General features: G+C 68.2%; 11 protein-coding genes. 5 read left to right on the top strand and 6 right to left on the bottom strand.

Going from position 1 to position 13,218, the window contains the following annotated elements; translation table 11 throughout:
* The first annotated feature begins 213 nt into the window (after window positions 1–213).
* A complete protein-coding gene (galE, locus tag ACHWUQ_RS18185) occupies window positions 214–1,278 on the top strand; it encodes a UDP-glucose 4-epimerase GalE (RefSeq protein ID WP_394681986.1) in 1,065 nt (354 codons plus the stop codon).
* A gap of 21 nt (window positions 1,279–1,299) precedes the next feature.
* On the opposite strand, the gene ACHWUQ_RS18180 is transcribed toward galE, so the two are convergent.
* The 4 genes from ACHWUQ_RS18180 to ACHWUQ_RS18165 are packed head-to-tail and all read right to left on the bottom strand — an operon-like array spanning window position 1,300 to window position 4,375.
* Window positions 1,300–1,950, bottom strand: coding sequence for an SIS domain-containing protein (locus tag ACHWUQ_RS18180; protein WP_394681985.1), 651 nt, complete (start codon window positions 1,948–1,950; stop codon window positions 1,300–1,302).
* Window positions 1,947–2,438 carry an adenylyltransferase/cytidyltransferase family protein gene (locus ACHWUQ_RS18175; protein WP_239812489.1) on the bottom strand — a complete coding sequence of 164 codons (492 nt, stop codon included), beginning with the start codon at window positions 2,436–2,438 and terminating at the stop codon, window positions 1,947–1,949. The genes ACHWUQ_RS18180 and ACHWUQ_RS18175 overlap by 4 nt, the downstream gene beginning before the upstream one ends.
* 21 nt (window positions 2,439–2,459) lie before the next feature.
* Window positions 2,460–3,641 carry a lipopolysaccharide heptosyltransferase II gene (waaF, locus tag ACHWUQ_RS18170; RefSeq protein ID WP_394681984.1) on the bottom strand — a complete coding sequence of 394 codons (1,182 nt, stop codon included), beginning with the start codon at window positions 3,639–3,641 and terminating at the stop codon, window positions 2,460–2,462.
* A complete protein-coding gene (locus tag ACHWUQ_RS18165) occupies window positions 3,632–4,375 on the bottom strand; it encodes an SDR family oxidoreductase (RefSeq protein ID WP_239812487.1) in 744 nt (247 codons plus the stop codon). The genes waaF and ACHWUQ_RS18165 overlap by 10 nt, the downstream gene beginning before the upstream one ends.
* A gap of 198 nt (window positions 4,376–4,573) precedes the next feature.
* Here ACHWUQ_RS18165 and ACHWUQ_RS18160 point away from each other — a divergent pair, with 198 nt between their 5' ends.
* Genes ACHWUQ_RS18160 through ACHWUQ_RS18150 form a run of 3 tightly spaced genes read left to right on the top strand, consistent with a single transcriptional unit; the run spans window position 4,574 to window position 9,245 of the window.
* The gene (locus ACHWUQ_RS18160) at window positions 4,574–5,401 is read left to right on the top strand and encodes a mechanosensitive ion channel family protein (RefSeq protein ID WP_239812486.1); all 828 of its coding nucleotides are present in this window, start codon (window positions 4,574–4,576) and stop codon (window positions 5,399–5,401) included.
* Complete coding sequence (locus ACHWUQ_RS18155) at window positions 5,394–8,210, top strand: ATP-binding cassette domain-containing protein (RefSeq protein WP_394681983.1); 2,817 nt, start codon at window positions 5,394–5,396, stop codon at window positions 8,208–8,210. Before ACHWUQ_RS18160 ends, ACHWUQ_RS18155 begins: the two co-directional genes overlap by 8 nt.
* A gap of 12 nt (window positions 8,211–8,222) precedes the next feature.
* Window positions 8,223–9,245, top strand: coding sequence for a hypothetical protein (locus ACHWUQ_RS18150; RefSeq protein ID WP_394681982.1), 1,023 nt, complete (start codon window positions 8,223–8,225; stop codon window positions 9,243–9,245).
* A 70-nt stretch (window positions 9,246–9,315) separates the two neighbouring features.
* On the opposite strand, the gene rpoN is transcribed toward ACHWUQ_RS18150, so the two are convergent.
* Window positions 9,316–10,692, bottom strand: a complete 1,377-nt coding sequence (gene rpoN / locus ACHWUQ_RS18145) for an RNA polymerase factor sigma-54 (RefSeq protein ID WP_394681981.1) — start codon at window positions 10,690–10,692, stop codon at window positions 9,316–9,318.
* Between the two features lie 338 nt (window positions 10,693–11,030).
* Between rpoN and ACHWUQ_RS18140 the strand changes: the two genes are divergently transcribed.
* Window positions 11,031–11,963: a hypothetical protein gene (locus tag ACHWUQ_RS18140; RefSeq protein ID WP_394681980.1), complete on the top strand. Its 933-nt coding sequence runs from the start codon at window positions 11,031–11,033 to the stop codon at window positions 11,961–11,963.
* Window positions 11,964–12,364: 401 nt separating this feature from the next.
* Here the strand turns inward: ACHWUQ_RS18140 and ACHWUQ_RS18135 are convergent, their stop codons facing one another.
* Window positions 12,365–13,192 carry a L,D-transpeptidase gene (locus tag ACHWUQ_RS18135; RefSeq protein WP_394681979.1) on the bottom strand — a complete coding sequence of 276 codons (828 nt, stop codon included), beginning with the start codon at window positions 13,190–13,192 and terminating at the stop codon, window positions 12,365–12,367.
* Between the last annotated feature and the right edge of the window lie 26 nt (window positions 13,193–13,218).

The raw sequence follows: 13,218 nt of genomic DNA, 5'->3' as shown, positions 1-13,218 counted from the left end.
CCGCAAACGCTGACGCAGCAACCGCTGACGCGGCCGCGCGGACCCGGGCGCGGCTGCGGTGCAAGGCACTGCGCCCACGCCACACCGCCCCGCCATGCCCATGCAGGCATGGCGATTGCCGCCGGGGCTGGTATCGCTCCATGTCAGGGGCACCTGCCGTGCTGCGGGTGCGCTGACCTCCATCCTGGGGAGCGAGGCCCACGGAGAGCGCGCATGCACCTGCTGGTGACTGGCGGCGCAGGCTATATCGGATCGCATATGTGCCTGCGCCTGCTCGAACACGGCGATGACGTCACGGTCATCGACAACCTCTGCAACAGCGCCCCAGAGGCGCTCCGCCGCGTGCAGCAGATGGCAGGGCGCAAATTGCGCCTGGTGGTTGGCGACGTGCGCGATGGCAGCGCATTGCAGCAGGCGTTGACGGGCCCACACAAGGTGGATGCGGTGCTGCACTTTGCCGGACTGAAGGCCGCAGGCGCCTCGGTGGCCCTGCCGGTGCACTATTACGCCAACAATGTCGCCGGGAGCTTGCAGCTGTTGGAAGCGATGCAGGCCCAGGGCGTGCAGACCCTGGTGTTTTCGTCGTCGGCCACCGTCTACGGCGCGCCGCTGCCCGAGCACCTGCCGCTGACCGAATCGGCTCCCTGTGGCAACACGCAGAACCCCTATGCGAGCAGCAAATGGATGGTGGAGCGCTGCCTGGCCGATCTGCAGGCGGCGTCGCCGGACTGGCGTATCGCCTGCCTGCGCTATTTCAACCCGGTCGGCGCGCATGCCAGCGGGCGGCTGGGGGAGCACCCGATCGGCGTGCCCAACAACCTGATGCCGTTCATCAGCCAGGTCGCCAGTGGGCGCCGCGCCCGGCTGTCCATCTTTGGGGCAGATTACCCCACGGCCGATGGCACCTGTGTGCGCGACTACCTCCATGTGATGGACCTGGTGGAGGGCCATATGGCTGCGTTGCAGTACCTGCGTGGCCAGCGCCAAGGGGGCATGGTCACCGTCAACCTGGGCACCGGCCGGGGCTATTCGGTGCTGGAGATGGTGCGCGCCTTTGAAGCCGCCAACGGCCTGCGCATTCCGTTCCGGATCGAGGCGCGGCGGCCGGGCGATGTGCCGGCCTACTTTGCCGACGCAACGCGCGCCAGGCAGTTGCTGGGCTGGCGTGCCACCCGCAGCCTGCACGACATGTGTGTGGACAGCTGGCGCTGGCAGCGCGACAACCCCGACGGCTACACCGAGCGGCATTGCGGGAGCCCGCTGGGCGCTTGCCGGTAAGGCGCCGCCCGGTGCCCCGGCTCAGTGCAGCGGCGCGGTGGTGCTGAGTTGGCCGTTTTTGTACAGGCCCTCTTCAATGAGCGCGCACAGCGCGTGGCCGACAAAGATATGCGCTTCCTGAATGCGGGCCGTGGTCGCGGAAGGCACGACGATCGCCGCATCGCACAGGCTGCGCAGGTGCCCGCCGTCGCGGCCGGACAGCGCGACCGTGCTGATCTGCAGGCGCTGGGCGGCCTCGACCGCCTTGACGACATTCGCCGAAGTACCCGAGGTGGAGATGGCCAACAGGCAGTCACCGGGGCGCCCCAGGCCGATGACCTGGCGGGAGAACACCTCGCTGAAATCGTAGTCGTTGCCAATGCAGGTCAGCGCCGAGCTGTCGGTGGTCAGCGCGATGGCCGCCAGGGGACGGCGGTCCTGCACAAAGCGGCCGGTCAGCTCGGCAGCAATGTGCTGGCTGTCGGCGGCCGATCCGCCATTGCCGCAGAGCATCAGCTTGCCGCCGCTGCTCAGGGTGCGCACCACCATCGCGGCCGCGTTCTGCACGTCGGCCTGCAGGCTGTCCAAGGTGTCAAACAGGCTCAGGTGCTCGCGCAGTGCCACGGCATAGGAGCGCGGCTCTTCGGCGCTGAGCGGAAGCGGCGGGAGGGGCAGGTTCTTGAAGGCTCTCATGTGGAAATCCCCATGGTTTGGATATGGTGGGCGCGGCGTATCAGCGCGGTGGTCGAGTGGCCGGGCAGGTAGTCGAGGATGGCGGTGATGCCGCCCCATTGCTCCATCAGGCGCGCTTCCTGCAAGGTGCTTTCGTGGTAGTCGCCGCCCTTGACGTAGATGTCTGGCCGCAGCGCTTCGATCAGGGCCAGCGGGGTTTTTTCGTCAAACAGCACCACCAGTGACACGCACTCCAGCGCGGCAATCAGTGCGGCACGCTCGGCTTCCGGGTTCAGCGGCCGGCCGGGGCCCTTGGCCAGCATCTGGACCGAACGGTCGGTATTGATGCCGACCACCAGCGACGCGCCCTGCTGCTGCGCCGCTTCCAGGCATTCGACATGGCCCAGGTGCAGCAGGTCGAACACGCCATTGGTGAACACCAGCGGGCGGGGCAGCGCCCGGGCACGCTGCGGCATATCGGGGCGGGGGCAGATTTTGTCGGTGTACATAGGATGGGAGGCCTGTGATGGTCAGGGAATGCCGCGCAGCAGCGCTGGCATCGGGGTGGTGATCAGGGGTGCATGGGCGCGCGAGGGCAACGGCTGCGCCACTGAAGGCGATGGCGCTGGCACCGGCAGTCCCAGCAGGTCGAGTACGGCGTGTACCACACGTTCCGGCTCGATCAGCTCCAGGCAGTGGTGGTGCAGCTGCGGGCACAGGCTTTTGAGGCAGTTCCTGCAAGGCACGTCGTGGCTCAGCACCCGCGAAGGCACCTGCCATGGCGTGTGCTGCGGGTTGGTCAACGCATAGAGCACGACCACCGGCGTCTGCAGCGCCGCTGCGATGTGCGCCGGCCCGGTGTTGTTGCAGACCAGGGCGCGCGCACCGGCAATCAGCGCGGCCAGCTCACCCAGGCTCAGATGGCCCATCAGGTTGACCGGCATCTGCGGCATCTGGGCCGTGGCCTCGATGGCCAGGCCGATCTCATCACGCGCGCCGCTGAAGATGATCTGCATGCCCGTGTGTGCCTGTAACTGCGCAGCTGCACGCCCAAAGGCCGCCGCCGGATAGCGCCGGGATGCGGCGCTGGCACCGGGGTGCACCACCAGATAGGGGCGGCTGGCATCGCCGCCAAAGGCGGCCATCGTCTCGCGCATGCGCTGCACATCCTGCGCACTGTACTGCAGCTGCAGGCGCTCGTCGCGGGTCTCGAAGCCCACATGGCGCACCAGGTCCAACTGCCGTTGCACCTCATGGCGTGCCACGGCGATCGCCGTGTCGGTCTCCGGCACCCAGTCGCTCAGCAGCGCATAGGGGTTCTCACGCGCATGGGCCAGCCGCAGCGGAATGCCCGCCAGCCTGCAGGTCAGCGCGGCCGGCAGCGCGCTTTGCGTACAGACCGTGAACACCACGGCTGCATCGAACTGGTGCCGGGCCAAGGTCTCGATCAGGCGCAGATCGGTCTGCGCCGAGCGGCTTTGGCTGCCAGGACCGCCAGACCAGGGCGCGTCATAGATGAGGGTCCGGTCGACCGCCTTGATGCGGCGGGCCGCCTGCGCGCCGGCGGCCGAGGTCAGCAAGGTGACGCGTGCCTGGGGGTGGCCGCTGTGCAGCGCACGCAGTGCCGGCGAGGTCATCAGCACATCGCCCATGTTGTCCAGGCGCACCGCCAGGATGTTGCGGGCCTGGGCCCAGCGGCTGTTCATGGCCATGAGGTCTCCTGGTCGGGCAGCACCATCACTTCGGCCACGACCGAGCCGCGCGGCATGCCCAGCAGAAACTGCACCATGCTGGCCACGTTGTCCGGGTCCTGCAGCAGCGTCTGGTCGATATCCGGAAAGCGCTCCAGCAGAAAAGGGGTGCGCATGCCGCCAGCAAACAGCGTGGTCACCCGGATGCCCAGCGCGCGCAGCTCGGTATGCATCGCTTCACTCAGGCCCCGCAGGCCCCATTTGCTGGCGTGGTAGGCACTGGCATTGGGCCAGGCCCGCAAGGAGGCTGTCGACGCGACGTTGACGATGTGCCCGCCCCGGCCCGCGTCCGATTGGCGCAGCAGCGGCAGCGCCGCCTTGGTCAGCAAAAACGGCCCATAGAGGTTGGTGTCCACCACGCGGCGCCATTCCTGCTCGCCGATCTCGTCAATCGATGCCGTATGGTCGGTGCCGGCGTTGTTCACCAGGATATCGAGGCCGCCCCATTGCGCCTGCAACGCGGCCATGGCCTCGGCCACTTCGGCGGGCTTGCTGACATCAAAGTGCAAGGACATCGTTGCGGTGCCCCAGCCGTCGGAGCACAGCGCCACCTTGCCGACTTTGCCGCCCTGGCCCGAGGGCAGGTCGGCCAGCGCAACGCGGGCACCAGCGCCCACCAGCTGCTTGGCGATGGCAGCGCCCAGGCCGCTGGCCGCTCCGGTGACCAGCGCAATCTTGTTGTGCAAAGCATGCATGTTGGGTTCCCATTGATAGTCTTCCCGTCCCTGGGCAATCGCCATGCCCGCACGCTGCCCACCGCTGCCGCAGCGCCGGCTGGGCTGCGGGTAAGCGATGCCGCAACGCTGCCATGCCATCGGTAAATGCTGCCGCAGCATCGTCCAGCACCCCCGGCGCGGCGTGGCTGGCAGGTACGCCGCTTGCCCCCGGTTGGCATGCTCTTGGACACCCTGACTTCCCAATCGGCCTGGCTTTCCAGGATCTTCGGCTTTGTGCTGGTGCAGATGGGCGACCTCCGGGTCACCGTCGGCACCCTTGCCAAACTGCTGCTGCTGGTCACCCTGCTGGTATGGTTTGCTGGCGCGATGCAGCGCTGGCTGGTGCGCCATATGCCGCAGCGCTGGCATGTGGACGAGGGCACCCGCATCGCGATTGCGTCGGTGCTGCGCTACCTGGTGCTGGTGCTGGGCATGGTGCTGATCCTGCAGAACGTCGGCATCAAGTTGTCGGCGCTGGGCGTTGTCGCCGGGGCCGTGGGTGTCGGTGTGGGTTTTGGTCTGCAGAACATCGTCAGCAACTTCATCAGCGGGCTGATCGTGATGCTGGAGCGCCCGATCAAGGTCGGCGACCGGGTCGAAGTGGGCGCCGTCGAGGGCGTGGTGCGCGAGATATCGGCCCGGCGCACGACGATTGTCACGGCGGACAACATCGCGGTGCTGATACCGAACCAGCGCTTCATTGTCGAGAATGTCAGCAATGCCGCGTACCTGGGCGAGCCGGTACGCCTGCGGCTGACTGCCGGTGTGCCGCCGGCCACGGACCGGGCTGCACTGCTGCAACTGTGGCGCCAGGTGGCAAGCGCCCATGCAAAGGTGCTGGCCGAGCCCGCGCCCGCGCTGCTGCTGCGCAACCCCGGCGGCAGCCCGCAGTGGGAGCTGACCGCCTGGTACTGGCCCGAATCGACCAGCCGCGAGCAGCTGTCCAGCGAGCTGGCGGCGGCTTTCGCCGAGCACGTGCCGCGCCTGGAGGCGGCTCATGGTTGAGGCCGCAACGCCAGGCCCGGCTGCTGCCGCTGAGGCGCCGCCGCCGCAGCGCTGGGCGCTGGCGGCGCAGCTGTGGCAGGCCGCCTGGCGTTTTCGGGGGCGTACCGTGCTGGCCGTGCTGCTGCTGGTGCTGGCCAAGCTCGCCAGCGTGGCGGTGCCGCTGGTGTTCAAGAAGATCATCGACCTGTTCAGCACCCCGGGCAGCCTGGTCAGCGACGTGGTGCCCGGCACCTCGCCGTTGTTGCCCGGCGGCGGCCATGTGCTGGTGCTGCCATTGCTGCTGCTGGCCGGCTACGCGCTGCTGCGCTTTTGCAGCACCTTGTTCACCGAGCTGCGTGACCTGTGCTTTGCGCGGGTGACGCTGGTGACGGTGGCCGATTTTGCGCAGCGCGCGCTGGCGCATCTGCACCGCATGGGGCCGCGCTTTCACCTGCAGATGCAGACCGGTGCGCTGATCCGCGATGTGGAGCGGGGCACGGCAGCGGCCGGTTTCTTGCTGGCGGCGGCGCTGTTCACCTTGCTGCCCACGGTGGTTGAGATCGCTGCGGTGGTGGCGATTCTGGCGATGGCCTACAGCGCCTGGTTCACCGCGATCATCGGCGCCACCTTTGTCGCCTATGCGGCCTACACCGCAGTCATGACGCGGCGCCGCGTGGCGCGCCAGCGCCAGGTCAATGCGATGGACTCCCGGGCCAGCGGCCTGCTGCTGGACAGCCTGGTGAACCAGGAGGCCGTGCGCAACCATGCGCATGAAGCGCAGGAAGTGGCACGCTACGGGAGCGCGCGGCTGCAGTGGGTGGCGCAAAGCGTCGAGAGCCAGAAGGCGCTGTCGGCCCTGCACCTGGGCCAGGGCGCGATCATCGCCGCCGGTGTCGGCGCGGTCATGGTGTTTGCCGGGCTGCAGGCGCTGCAGGGGCACATCACGGTGGGCGATCTGGTGCTGCTCAATGCCTATGTGATCCAGATCTGCCTGCCGCTCAATGCGCTGGGCTTTCTGTTCCGCGAGGCGAGAGACGCGCAGACCCATCTGGAGACCTTGCGGCAATTGCTGGCTTGGCCGCCCGAGGTGCAGGACAGTCCCCAGGCGCAGCCACTGCCGGTCTCGCATGGCGAGGTGGTGTTTGAGCATGTGGATTTCTCCTATGAACCCGGCCGGCAGGTGCTCTGGGATGTGAGCTTTCGCATCGCTGCGGGGCAGACCTTGGCGGTGGTCGGCGGCAGCGGCTCGGGCAAATCCACGCTGGCACGGCTGCTGCTGCGTGTTTACGATCCGCAGCAGGGCAGGGTGCTGGTCGATGGCACCGATATCCGCACGGCCACCTTGGCCAGTCTGCGCCAGGCCGTCGGCATTGTTCCGCAGGACAGCAGCCTGTTCAACGACAGCGTGGCCTACAACATCGCCTATGGCCGCCCGGGCGCGGGCATGGCCGATATCGTCCAGGCCGCACAGGCGGCCCAGATCGATGCGCTGATCCGCACGCTGCCGCAGCAGTACGACACGCCGGTAGGCGAGCGGGGCATGAAACTGTCGGGCGGCGAAAAGCAGCGCATCGCGATTGCGCGGGCGTTCCTGAAAAATGCGCCGGTCATGATCTTGGACGAGGCAACCTCGGCGCTCGACACCCGATCGGAAAAGGCCATCCAGGTGCAGCTGGACCGGCTCTCGGCGCAGCGCACCACGCTGGTGATCGCGCACCGGCTCTCGACCATCGTCGATGCCGACCAGATCCTGGTGCTGGACAAGGGCCGCATCGTCGAGCAGGGGCGCCACGACGAGCTGCTGGCGCAACGCGGCCTGTATGCGCAGCTGTGGGAGCTGCAGCTGCAAAAGCAGGAATTCGACCGGGCTGAGCGGCGCCTGTTGCGCCAGTCGCTCCAGCTGGCGGTGCTGCTGGCCAATGTCGTCGATGGCATTCGCGCTCCGCTCGACGCCCGCGGGGTGCAGCTGTACACCCATCTGGCGTCCGAGCCGCTGTATGTCAGTGGCGACCCGGCGGTGCTGTCGCAGGCGCTGACCGACATTGCGCTGCATGCCATCCAGGCGAGCCCGCCGGGCGGGCGTATCGAAATCCGGCTGGAGCGTGTGCAGCAGCGTGCGCGCATCCTGTTGAGCGACAGCAGCCACCGCGCGCCAGCGCCGTCCCAAACCCCGACCCCCGGGCAGGCCAGGCTGGACCCGCTGGTGCTGGCCTCGGCCCTTGAGCGCCAGGGCGGGCGCTTCGAGATACAGCTGCCCACGGCGCTGCGGGGCGCGCGTTACCTGGTCGAGCTGCCGCTGCGGGCGCCGGAGGAAGCCCCCGATGCCACGCCCCAGGCGCAGCAGCAGCCCGGCCAGCGCCTGGGGGCGCTGCAGGTGATGGTCGTCGATGACAGCGGCAGCGCCCGCGCATCACTGGCGCAACTGCTCGGCCAGGAGGGCGCGGAGGCCGCGTTGTTTGCCGACGGCGCGCAAGCGCTCGGCTGGCTGCAAAGCCGGGGTGGGGCGAATGGCGCGCCTTGGCCGCAGGCACTGCTCTGCGATATATCGTTGGGCGAGGAGGATGGACGGCAGGTATTGCGGCAAATTCGGGCGTTGGAGGAGGAGCGCGGCCTGCCGTTGGAGCAGCGCATGTTCGCCGTGGCCCTGACCGGCGCAGACCTGCCCAGCGAACGGCTGGTGGCGCTGATGTCCGGCTTTCAGACGCATCTGCCCAAGGCGGCGCTGCCTACTGCGCTGGTGCCGATGCTGGCCCAGCTCACCGGGACCGCGCAGGCACGCGGATTGCCCGATGAACCAGGCAGGCCCGCTCCGAGGCCTGATGTCACATGAAAGGACTCAGCAATGACACAGCATGACGACAACGGCCGCCAAAGTGCACGCCGCCAGATGCAGCAGGACATGGAAGACCGGCAGCAAGGCGGTGGGCGCAGCCAGGAAGACTACCGCCGCCCATCCGGTGGCAGCGGCCAGGGTGACTGGCGGTCCGAGCAACAGCAAGGCGGCTACCAGAACGAGCAGCAAGGCGGCTACCGGGGCGAGCAGCAAGGCGGCAGCTACGGCGGTGAGGGCGGCTATGGACGCGGCGCTTCAGGCGGCTACCAGGACGACTATGACCGTGGCTATGGACGCGGTCCGCAGGGGCGCGGCCAGCCAGGGCGCGGTCAAGGCGGCGAGGCCTGGGGCGGGGGCTACCAGGGCAGTACGGGCGGCGGTGGCTATTCGCAAGGCTATGGCTCCAGCTCCGGCCAGCGTGGCTTCTATGACGACCAGGACTTCTCACGCGGCGGGCGCCAGGGTGGCCAGGGCCAGGGTGGCTACCAGGGGAACTACCAGGGCTCGCAGGGCGGCTACCAAGGTGGCTACCAAGGCGGCTACCAAGGGGGCTCGCAGGGCAGCTACCAGGGCGGTTTTCCCGGCGGCGGCCCGCAGGACTTTGGCCGCAGCTACGACAACCAGGGTCAGGGCGGGCAGACGTACTCCCGCCAGGGACAGCAAGGTGGGCGCCACCAGCAAGAGCACTACGACCCCGACTACCACCAGTGGCGCGATGAGCAACTCCACGCCCTCGACGAGGATTACCGCTCCTGGCGCAACGACCGCTACAAGAAGTTCTCCGATGAGTTCTCCCAGTGGCGCAGCCAGCGCGCAGGCCAGGGCGGCCAACGGGGTGGCAATACCGGCAGCGGCAGCACCGCGGGCAACACCAGCGCCAGCACCGGTGGCGGCTCCAGCACGGGCACCAGTGGCAGCGCGGACTCTGGCGCCGGCAGCAGTGCCGGTGGCAGCACGAGCAGCGGCAAGGACAGCGGTACTTTGTCGACCGGCCAGAGCGGCTCGGCGTCCGGCGGCAAGACCAGCAAGTAAACCCGGCTTCGCGGTCTGAACGCTGCCCCCGCCTCTGATGGGCGGGGGCATTGCCATTCCTATTGCCGCTTCAGCTGTGGCGCCGGCGCTTTTCCACCGGCTCCAGCCGCAGCAGCTGCCGGTACTTGGTCACGGTGCGGCGGGCCACGACCAGGCCTTGCGCGGCCAATTGGCGGGTGATGTCGGCATCCGACAGCGGCTGCAACGGGTTTTCTGCAGCGATCAACTCGGCAATCACCTCGCGGATCGCGGTGGCCGAACAGGTCTTGCCACTGGCGCTCAGCAACGGGCGAGAGAAAAAATGCTTGAGCTCGAACACGCCCTGGGGCGTGGCGATGTACTTGTTGTTGGTGACACGCGAGACGGTGGATTCATGGATGCCCAGCTCCTGCGCAATTTCGCGCAGCATCAGCGGCTTCATCGCCATCGCGCCAAACTCCAGAAAGCGGTGCTGGCGCCGCACCAGCGCCTGCGCAACATCCAGGATCGTCGCGCAGCGCTGCTCGACATTGCGCAAGGTCCAGCGGGCATCCTGCAGATGCTCGCCCAGATCGGCATGGCCGCGTTGCCGGTGGCGCTGGAACAGGCTTTCATAGACCCGGTTCATCCGCACCCGGGGCATCGCTGCGGGGTTGAGCTGCACATGCCAGTGCGCACCGCTGCGCTGCACGATCACATCCGGCACGATGTAGTCCACCTGCTGGGCGCCATAGGCCCAGCCGGGGTGCGGGTTGAAGCGCTTGATGGCATCCATCGCCCGCTCGATGTCACAGCGGCCTTTTTTCAGCTGCCGGGACAGTTTGGCCACATCATGGGAAGCCAGCGCGCGCAGATGGTCCTGCACCATGGCCAGCGCCAGCGCGCGTACTTCCGGATCGGCAATCGTCTCGCACTGCAGCGCCAGGCATTCGCCAACATTGCGGGCGGCCGTGCCGGCGGGCTCCAGCGATTGCACCAGGCGCAGTGCCACCAGCAGCTCGTCCATCTCGAGTGCAGGGCTGGCGGGCAGCAGCGCCAACAGGTCCTCGAGCGGCGTGCGAAGATAGCCGTCATCGTCCAGCGACTCGACAATGGCGCGCGCCGCACACAGGTCTCTGGGATTCAATGGCATCACGTTGAGCTGGCTGTGCAGGTGCATCGCCAGGCTGACCGCGCTGGCGGCCAGGTCCATCGCCGAGGGCTCGAGCCCGGCACTGACCTGGGCGCCCAGGCCCGGCTCAGCGGTCCACATCAGCCGGTCGTCGGCCGCCGCATCATGCAGCACCACACTGGGCTCCTGTTCCTCGCTGTCATCGGGCTCTTCGAGAAACGGGTTTTCGTCGATCTTGTGCCGCAGCAGCGCCGAAAATTCGAGCGACGACATCTGCAGCATCTGCACCGCCCGCTGCAGCCGTGGTGACAGGGTCTGGGACTGGTGCGTGTCGGCGCGCAATAGCATGGAGCCCATGTGCATTCCTTGTGGTGAAGCTAAACACAGCCGTCAATGCAATGATCATGCCCAGTGGCGCAGTGGGGGCGGGCCTGCATGCCGCCGGGAGCGCAAACTGCAGAGGCAGTGGGGACCGGCGCGGTGGTTGCGGCGAAAACGGCCCGCAGCGCAGATCCGGATGCCCGTATTTGCAGAAAATCTTTCCGTCTGATGGCGGTTCCATCGGCAATTTCTGCCAGCGCAGCAAAGCTAGGAAGAGGTACAGACATGCACAACAGCAGCGGGCCAGGCCCGGCAAGAACGGGCGATAGCCGCAGCGGCACCCACTGCGGCGGCAAAAGCGGGCAGGACACAGCATGGACAGCACATTGAAACCGGGGCTCGTCTGTCTGCTGGTCGTCGCCGCCGCTGCCGGTGCGGCGGCGGCGATGGCACTGGTGGACCGCTGGGGTGCAGGCACATCCAGCCGCGCTGCGGCCGGCTGGCTGGCACTGTGGCTGGCCGTGGCGTTGGGCGTGCTGCTGGGCTGGCGCTGGCGGGCGGCGGCAACTGCCAGCCGGCCCACGGCAGTAGACCCGGGATTGCGGGCAGCCGCTTACCGCCAGGTCGCCGACCGCTTTTCCCATGAGCTGAACAACCAGCTGGGCATCATGAGCAACAGCGCCTACCTGATCGAGCGGCGCTCGCAGGACCCCCGGCTGGACATGCCGGTGCAGGCCATGCTGCGGGCGGCCGACTGTGCGAGCAAGCTGGGCTTTCACCTGTACCGGCTCAGCAGCAGCCAGGGTAGGCCGGGGCAGACCATGGACATCAGCCATTGGTTGCCCAGCCTGCAGGATGTGATGGCGCTGGCGCTGGGCAAACGTGCCAGCCTCGACCTGCATGCCGCGCCTGCAGCCCTGCAGATCTGCATCGATCCAGATGCGCTGGAGCTGGCGATGGCGAGCCTGCTGTCCGGCATAGGGCCCAAGCTGGAACCTGGCAGCCGTGTCGGCCTGAGCGTGCACCAGCTCGAGACCGCAGAAGGCTGGCCGATCCCGCCCGGCGCCTATGTGGGCCTGCATTTGCAAATGCTCTGTGTGGTGCCGCCCGGCGCGGTAGGCGAGGGGCCCCGGCCTGATGCGCAATGGGTGCCTGCCCAGCAAGCGGACGACGCCGGCATGCAGTTGCTAGGCCAGTTGGTGACGCTCGAGGGGGGGCATGCGCGCCTGCGCGAGGAGCCCGGTGGACGGGTGGCGCTGTGGGTACTGCTGCCCCAGGCGCTGAGCCCGCTGCGGGCAGCCACTTAAGCCCTTGTCCCACGGCCGCTGGGCATGGACCTTGCCGAACCGGGAGGCGGTCGCCTTTGACCGTCACCACAGTCACAGGAGCACACCATGCACTCGTTCCATACCTCGGCCCTGGTAGCCATCTCCGCCTGCATCCTCATGCCTCTGGCCGCCAGCCATGCGCAAACGCCCTCGACGGGCATGTCCGGCAATGCCGACGCCCAGCAGACCCAGCCCGCGTCATCCGGCGCCAACGCCACTGGCCAGGGTGGCAGCAACGCCAGCGGCAGCACGAGCGGCGCCACCGGCAGCAGCGGCACAGCGACGCCACCGGTAGGGGATTACTCCAACCGTCCGGGCGCTCCGAGCTCGCCCGCCAATGCAGGCGGTACGAGCGGTGCAGGCAGTACCGCAACGGACCGTCAGTCCACCGGAGGCGCGGGCACGGGCGGCACCGGCGGCACCAATGGCAACGCCAGCGGTGCCACCGGTGGCAGCAGCAGCGGCAATGGCGCCATGGGCAACACGCGTCCTGCACGCGCCGACCGGGGCTGAGCGCCCCCCACGCCCCCCTGCGCCCTGGCAGCCGCAGCCCGCGCTGCCAAGGGCTGCACGAACGGAAAGGCCTGCCGCAAGCTTTGCACCTCCGGCAGCACATAGGCGTAGCCACCGCCGCTGGAAAATGCAGCGTGCAGGCTGCGGTTGTAAACGGCGATCGGCACGTTGATGCAGCCGTAGGAGATACGGTTGTCGGCGGCCGAGCGGGTCATCAGCCGCGGCAGCCGCCGATCCTGCGGTCCGCCGGGCCGTACCCGGTGCAGCGAGACGGCCGCACCATAGTCCAGCCACAAGATGTCTTCCCCCGCCAGATTGCGTCCCGGCTCGAGCCAGAAGCGCCCGGCAGGTGTCGTGCGTTCATCAGCGCGAATCTGGCCGAGCGGGCGCTGACCGATGCCGGGCACTGAGGCATCACCTCTGGCACTTCCCAGCAGCACCGCCGTGCTCTCGACCAACTGGCCGCGCGCATCGTAGATCCACAGCCGGGCCTCGCGCTTGTCGACGATCACGAACGGGCGCGCGCGGTGGTCGCCGGTCCGCACAATCCAGTGCTGCATGCTGGCCGCCTCGGCTGAGGGCTGCGCCACCTGCGCTTGGCTGGTGGGCACCAGCAGTACCAGAACGGGCATCAGCGCCCGCGCTGCACTGCAGCGCAGAGAGCCGGCGGTTCGCCGCTGTGGCGGTGGTTGCATACGAATTCCTTCGCTGGGGGTGGCGC

Source organism: uncultured Comamonas sp. (assembly GCF_964277875.1).
Taxonomy (GTDB): domain Bacteria; phylum Pseudomonadota; class Gammaproteobacteria; order Burkholderiales; family Burkholderiaceae_C; genus Comamonas; species Comamonas sediminis.
Note: the sequence above shows the minus strand (reverse complement) of the source record. Positions and strands in the feature narration are given on the sequence as shown.